The sequence below is a fragment of the Pseudoxanthomonas sp. UTMC 1351 genome, from assembly GCF_040948865.1.
Lineage (GTDB): Bacteria > Pseudomonadota > Gammaproteobacteria > Xanthomonadales > Xanthomonadaceae > Pseudoxanthomonas_A.
Genome location: NZ_JAVGJT010000029.1, coordinates 1 through 7,328, shown reverse-complemented (window position 1 = coordinate 7,328; position 7,328 = coordinate 1). Strand labels below are relative to the sequence as shown.

At 62.9% G+C, this 7,328-nt stretch carries 2 protein-coding genes and 1 pseudogene; 1 reads left to right on the top strand and 2 read right to left on the bottom strand.

The features are described 5' to 3' along the window. Nucleotides 1-548 precede the first annotated feature (548 nt). The gene (locus AB6O04_RS17145; protein WP_368565427.1) at nt 549-2,846 is read right to left on the bottom strand and encodes an NADP-dependent malic enzyme; all 2,298 of its coding nucleotides are present in this window, start codon (nt 2,844-2,846) and stop codon (nt 549-551) included. Nucleotides 2,847-3,210: 364 nt separating this feature from the next. After that, nucleotides 3,211-4,446 (bottom strand): annotated as a pseudogene (locus AB6O04_RS17140) (dicarboxylate/amino acid:cation symporter); the annotation flags it as partial. Between the two features lie 200 nt (nt 4,447-4,646). On the opposite strand from AB6O04_RS17140, the gene AB6O04_RS17135 reads away from it, so the two are divergent. Then, nucleotides 4,647-7,310: a NahK/ErcS family hybrid sensor histidine kinase/response regulator gene (locus AB6O04_RS17135; protein WP_368565426.1), complete on the top strand. Its 2,664-nt coding sequence runs from the start codon at nt 4,647-4,649 to the stop codon at nt 7,308-7,310. The last annotated feature ends 18 nt before the right edge of the window (nt 7,311-7,328 follow it).

Genomic DNA, 7,328 nt, shown 5'->3' with positions numbered 1-7,328 from the left:
CCCGCCGCGAGCTCTTTCTGTCAGATCGCGATGGAAGCGAAAAGCTCTTCAACAGCGAAGCTGGTCAAAGCTCGCGCCGGGACGGCGCTCCTACAAAAGCAAGAATTTCTCTTGTAGGAGTGGTGCCGGCATGCCGGCACCGGTGAGTCGCGATGGGGCTCCACAGGTAAAGCCCTGTCGCGACTTACGTCGCTCCCACATGTTGGGTATGCGAGTCGCTTCATTGCTAGAAAATCCGCAGAGCTCGCGCCGGGACGGCGCTCCTACAGAAGCGGGGATCTTTCCTTTTGGAGGCGGATCCGGCCGGTAGGAATCTTTCCTTGTGGGAGCGACGTGAGTCGCGACCGTGGATTTACTAGCCAGGAAATCTTTCTTTTCTGCCTAGGATTTTCCCGTGGAGCCTGCTAGCAACCGGCAAAGGTGAGTCGCGATCATGATCTTTGGCGAGATCACGGTCGCGACTCACGTCGCTCCCACACGTTGGGCACGCGCCTCACAGCCTACAAAAGCAAGAATTTCTCTTGTAGGAGCGATCGGGGCCGCCCACTTTAAACGTGGCTGGCTTTCTCGGCTTCCAACTGATGGCGGATCTGCGCGTCGACGGCGGCTATTGCGGTCATGTTGATGACGCGGCGGGGGGTGGCGCTGGTGGTCAGGATGTGGACCGGCTTGGAGATGCCCATCAGGATCGGGCCGATGGCGACGCCGTCGGTGACCACGCGCACCATGTTGTAGGTGATATTGGCGGCATCCAGGTTCGGTAGCACGAACAGATTGGCGCGGCCGGTCAGTGTGCTGCCGGGCATGATGCGGTTGCGCAGCACTTCGTCCCAGGCGGTATCGCCCTGCATTTCGCCATCAACGTTCAAATCCGGTTTGCGCTTGAGCAACAGCTCGCGCACTTTGCGCATCTTCAGCGAGCCGGGTGTTTCGTGGCTGCCGAAGTTGGAATGCGACAGCAACGCGATGCGCGGTTCTATTCCGAACAGCTTAAGGCGATACGCCGCCTGCAAGGTGGCTTCGGCAATCTGCTCGGCGCTGGGGTCGTCCTGCACATGGGTGTCGAGGAAGAACCACGCGCCCTGGTTGTTGATGACGCCGGTCATGGCCGAGGTCGACTGCACACCGGGGTCCAGCGGGATCACGCTGCGCACGTAGCCCAGCTTCTTGTGGAAGCGGCCGACGATGCCGCTGACCAGCGCATCGGCTTCGCCGCGTGCCACCATCACCGCGGCGATCAGCGTCGGCCGTGAACGCATCAGGTTCTTCGCGGCCGACACGGTGACGCCGCGACGCGAGGTCAGCGCATGGTAGTACTGCCAGTATTCGTTGAAGCGCGGATCGTCATCGACGTTGGTCAGTTCGAAATCCACGCCGGCGCGCATGCGCAGGCACAGGCGCTTGATGCGCGCATCGATGACATCGGGGCGGCCGATCAGGATCGGGAACGCCAGGCCTTCATCGATCACCGTCTGCACGGCGCGCAGCACGGTTTCTTCCTCGCCTTCGGCGTACACCACGCGCTTTTTGTCGGCGCGGGCGCGGTCGTATACCGGCTTCATCATCAGGCTGGTGCGATAGACGAACTGGCCCAGCTTTTCGCGATAAGCATCGACATCGTCCAGCGGGCGCAACGCCACGCCGGAGTCCATGGCGGCCTTCGCTACCGCCGGCGCCAGTTCGACCAGCAGGCGCGGGTCGAACGGACGTGGAATCAGGTATTCCGGGCCGAAGCTGGGCACGTCGTCGCCATAGGCGGCGCCCAGGTCGGAGGCTTCGCGCCGTGCCAGGCTGGCGATGGCGTTCACGCAGGCCAGTTTCATGGCCTCGTTGATGCCGGTGGCACTTACGTCGAGCGCGCCGCGGAAAATGTACGGGAAGCAGAGCGCGTTGTTGACCTGGTTGGGATAGTCCGAACGGCCAGTGGCGATGATGCAGTCCGGGCGCACCTTCTTGGCGTCCTCCGGCAGGATCTCCGGGTGGGGATTGGCCAGCGCCAGGATGATCGGCTTGTCGGCCATGGTGGCGACCATTTCCGGCTTGAGCACGCCGGCGGCGGACAGGCCCAGGAAAACGTCGCTTCCTTCGACGATCTCGGCCAGCGTGCGCTTGTCGGTGTCGCGCGCGTAACGCGCCTTGTCCGGATCCAGATGCGGGCGGCCGGTGAACAGCACGCCGTCGCGATCCACCGCCAGGATGTTCTCGGGCTTCAGGCCCAGCGCCACCAGCATGTCCAGGCAGGCGATACCGGCCGCGCCGGCGCCGCTGGTGGCCAGCTTCACGTCTTCGATCTTCTTGCCCACTACTTCCAGCGCATTGACCACCGCCGCGCCGACGATGATCGCGGTGCCGTGCTGGTCGTCGTGGAAAACCGGGATCTTCATCCGCTCGCGCAGCTTGCGCTCGACGATGAAGCATTCTGGCGCCTTGATGTCTTCCAGGTTGATGCCGCCGAAGGTCGGTTCCAGGCTGGCGATGATGTCGACCAGCTTGTCGGGGTCGGTTTCGTCGATCTCGATGTCGAACACGTCGATGCCGGCGAACTTCTGGAACAGCACGCCCTTGCCTTCCATCACCGGCTTGCCGGCGAGTGGGCCGATGTTGCCCAGGCCCAGCACCGCGGTGCCGTTGGTCACCACCGCCACCAGGTTGCCGCGCGCGGTCATCTCGCTGGCTGCCTTGGGATCTTCCACGATGGCCTCGCAGGCGTAGGCCACGCCCGGCGAATACGCCAGGGCCAGGTCGCGCTGGGTCAGCATCGGCTTGGTGGCGGCGATCTTGATCTTGCCGGGGGGCGAGATGCGGTGGTATTCGAGCGCGGCCTGTTTCAGATCTTCGTTGGACATGGAAAGGGCATGGAATGGCGGGACTCTGGATTCTAACGGCTCTGTCGTGCGATTACCGGGCAGGGGTGAAGGGAGCGCCGCTTGGGAACCGCACCCACGTGTCGCGCTAGTTAGCAATCCGGCGTCATCCCGGCGAACGCCGGAAGTGCTCTTCAACAGCCGAATGGCTGGTCATGACGATTTCATTGTTAAGTGATGCGTAAGGCCGAAGGCGTGTCATCCATATCGATGACGCGCTCCACAGGGTTCTGCTTTAATCAGCATCACCCAACACCACCTGCCCCGGACCACCGAACCGTCCCGGCACCTCCGGTTGCAGCTCCGGCGTTTCGATCAAGCCACCAGGGCCGGCGGACAATTCAGCCCGCAGCTTGGCCACGTCCAGCTCGCCTTCCCAGCGCGACACCACCAGGGTGGCGACGCCATTGCCGATGATGTTGGTGATGGCGCGCGCTTCGCTCATGAAGCGGTCGATGCCCAGAATCAGCGCCAGGCCGGCGACCGGCACCGAAGGCACCACGGCCAGCGTGGCGGCCAGGGTGATGAAGCCGGCGCCGGTCACGCCGGACGCGCCCTTGGAAGTCAGCATGGCCACCAACAGCAAAGTCAATTGCTGCGTCATGGTCAGGTCGATGTTCATGGCCTGCGCGATGAACAGCGCCGCCATGGTCAGGTAGATGTTGGTGCCGTCCAGGTTGAATGAGTAGCCGCTGGGCACTACCAGGCCGACGACCGATTTCGGACAACCCAGCTTTTCGAGCTTTTGCATCAACGGCACCAGCGCGGACTCGGACGAAGACGTGCCCAGCACCAACAGCAGTTCGCCGCGGATGTAACGCAGGAATTTGATGATGGAGAATCCGGTGAAGTGCGCGATGGCGCCCAACACCACCAACACAAAGATGGCGCAGGTGGCATAGAAGCCGCCCATCAGCTTCATCAGCGGGCCCAGCGCGTCCACGCCGTACTTGCCGATGGTGAACGCCATGGCACCGCCAGCACCGATCGGCGCCAGCTTCATGATTGTGCCCATCATGCGGAAGAACACCTGCGAGATGGATTCGAACAATCCCATCACCGGCTTGGCCTTCTCGCCCACCGCCATCAGCGCGAAGCCGAACAGGCACGCCAGCAGCAGCACCTGCAGCAGGTCGCCGTTACCGGTGAACGCCTCGGTGAAGGTCTTGGGAATGATGTTCAGCAGGAAATCGACGGTGCTCTGGTCCTGCGCCTTTTCCGCGTACTTGGCGACAGCCGACGCATCCAGGGTGGCAGGATCGACGTTGAAGCCCGCACCCGGACGCCACAGGTTGACCACCAGCAAACCGATGCCAAGCGCGAAAGTCGAAACCACTTCGAAATAGAGGATCGCCTTGGCGCCGACCCGTCCCACTTTCTTCACATCAGCGACACCGGCAATACCGATGACCACGGTCAGGAAGATGATGGGCGCGATCAGCATCTTGATCAGCGAGATGAATCCGTCTCCCAATGGCTTCATCGCAACACCGGTCTCCGGCGCGAAGTGCCCGATCAGCCCACCGATCACGATGGCGCACAAGACCCATAGATAGAGCCGTGAAGATTTGGCGGCTGACATGACGGAAACTCCGGTAGCAGGATGACGGAGCGACAATGGCAGCCCTGCGGTCCGGGACCAATAACGCATTGGTACTAGGTGGGTAAGGGCGAAGGGTGAAGAGGAAAGAGAGAATCCGGCTTTCTCTCTTCACCATTCGCCATTCACTCTTCACCGCTCCACCCCTGGCACAAATCCTCTCCACACGCGACGATGCCGCCATGCTTTCGCAAACCCGCCCCCGCTTTCGACTATTGCTGATCGGCAGCGCCATCGCGCTGGTCATCGGGCTGCTGTCCTGGTTGGTGGCACATGAAACTGAGCGACGCAGCCTGCTTACCAGTGCAATACAGGCGCGCGAGCAGTTGCGGGTGCATGACGATGCGCTGCAGGCGGTGATCGAACGCTACCGCGTGTTGCCCGCCGTACTGGCGATGGATCCGGAAGTCGGCGACGCACTGGAGCAAGCCATGTTGAAGCACGGCGCATTGGATGCCGCCGATGTCGACCGCCTCAATCGCAAGCTGGAGCAGGTCAACGGTGCCGCCGCCACGTCGACATTGACGCTATTGGACCGCCGCGGTTACTCCATTGCCGCGAGCAACTGGCGGCGGCCCGACAGCAATGTCGGCGTGGACTACGGCTTTCGACCTTATTTCCAGAAAGCCATGGCCAATGGCGTGGGCGATTTCTATGCGCTGGGCTATACCACCGGCGTACCCGGCTATTTCCTGTCTCAGGCGGTGCGGGACGACGAAGGCCAGGTGATCGGCGTGGTGGTGGTGAAACTGGTCTTCAACGAGTTGGAAGCGGCATGGCGCAATCTGCCGGATCACGTCTTTGTCAGCGACGCGCACGGCATCATTTTTCTCTCCGGCCGCGAGCGCTGGCGCTATAAGGACTTGCGTCCGTTGCGGGCCGACGAACGCGTTGAGCTGGCGCGAACGCGCCAGTACGGCGACGTGCCGTTGCGGCTGTTGAACCATCGCGACTTGGGCGAACTGACCGCAGGCGTGCACCGCATCCGCGTGCCGCAAGCGGGCGAGCTGCTCTGGTTGTCGCAACCGTTGCCAAAGCAGAATTGGACATTGCATCTGCTACGCCCCACGCGGCCGGCGCAACTGGCTGGACAAACGGCCGGCATCGCGGTCGCGGCGGGCCTGCTGGCAACGACTTTTCTGCTGCTTTTCATGCAGCAACGACGGCGCATGGCACGACTGCGCGAACGCAGCCGGGTGGAACTGCAGCAGTTGGTCGAGCAGCACGCCATCGAACTACGTACCGCGCAGGACGGGCTGGTACAGGCGGCCGGCCGCGCCGACTATGGTGAGAGTCCCAGCCTGCAGCATCTGCCGCAGGGTGTCTGTGTGATCGATGCCGATCTTCGGCTGGTCGCGTGGAATCGGCGGTACATCGAGCTGTTCAAGTTTCCAGCTGGTTTCATCCATGTCGGCCGGCCCATCGAAGACGTCTTCCGCTACAACGCACGTCGCGGTTTGCTGGGACCGGGCCCGATAGAAGAGGCCATCGCGCGCCGTTTGGATCATCTTCGTTCCGGCAAACCGCACATGCACGAGCGCGAACGTGGCGATGGCACGGTGATCGAAATACGCGGCAATCCGCTGCCCGACGGCGGCTTCGTCACCAGCTATGCCGACATCACTGCTTACAAGCAGGCCGCACGCGAGCTGCGCTCGCTGGCCGACGCGCTGGAGCATCGCATCGAAGAGCGCACGCGTGACCTGGCGGTAGCCAAGCGCGAGGCGGAAAGCGCCAACCGCTCCAAGACGAGCTTCGTTGCAGCCGCGGTGCACGACCTGCTGCAACCGTTGAACGCCGCGCGCATGTTCGTATCCGCACTGCGCGGGCGCCTGGATGAGCCCGGCGCCCAGCAGATTGCCGACAACGTGGAAGGCGCGCTGGCCGCGCAGGACGCCATCCTCAACAGTCTGCTGGATATTTCGCGGCTGGAGTCTGGCGCATTGGAAACACGCGTCCAGGATTTCGCGTTGGGTCCCTTGCTGGAAACACTGGCCCGCGAGTTCGGCATGCTGGCGCGCGAGCGGGGACTGAAGTTGGATTACGTCGCAACGCGCGCGGTCGTGCGTACCGATGAAGCGTTGCTGCGCCGCATCCTGCAGAACTTTCTATCCAACGCCATCCGCTACACGCCGAAAGGCCGCATCCTGCTGGGCTGCCGACGTACGAAGGACGGTTTGCGCATCGAAGTGCACGACACCGGCCCGGGCATTCCAAAAAGCCGTCAGCGCGAAATATTCGAGGAGTTCCGTCGGCTGGACGATGGAACGGTGGATGATCGCGGCGCTGGTCTGGGCCTGGCTATCGTGGAGCGGATCGCGCGGCTCTTGGACCATTCGATCGGCCTGCGCTCCACGGTGGGACAAGGCAGCGTCTTCAGCATCGTTGTGCCTTGGGGCGAGGCAGATGCGGTGATCCCCGACATCGCTTCGGTCGAGTCGGAAGACGACACATCCCTGCGAGGCTGCTTGGTCTGGTGCATCGACGACGACCCTCGCGTTTGTGAAGCAAGCCGGACGCTGCTGGAGCGCTGGTCGTGTCGAGTGGTATTGGCGGCCGGAGTGAACGAAGCGTTGGCAGCGGCGCAACCTGGCGGCGCTCCCGGCATTCTGTTGCTGGATGTGCGCCTGGGCCAGACCACAGGGCCCGAGTTGTACACCGAGTTGGCGGAACGGTGGGGCCAGGACACCGCAGTGATCCTGGTGACCGCGGAGCGCGATGACGCGGTGCGAGCACTTGCCCGTGAGCGTGGTTGGGGGTTTTTGTCCAAGCCGGTTAGGCCGGCTGCGCTGCGTGCGTTGATGATGCAGATGCTGCTTAGGAGCGGAGAGCGCACAGTTTCCTAGGGCGACGGGGGTCAACCC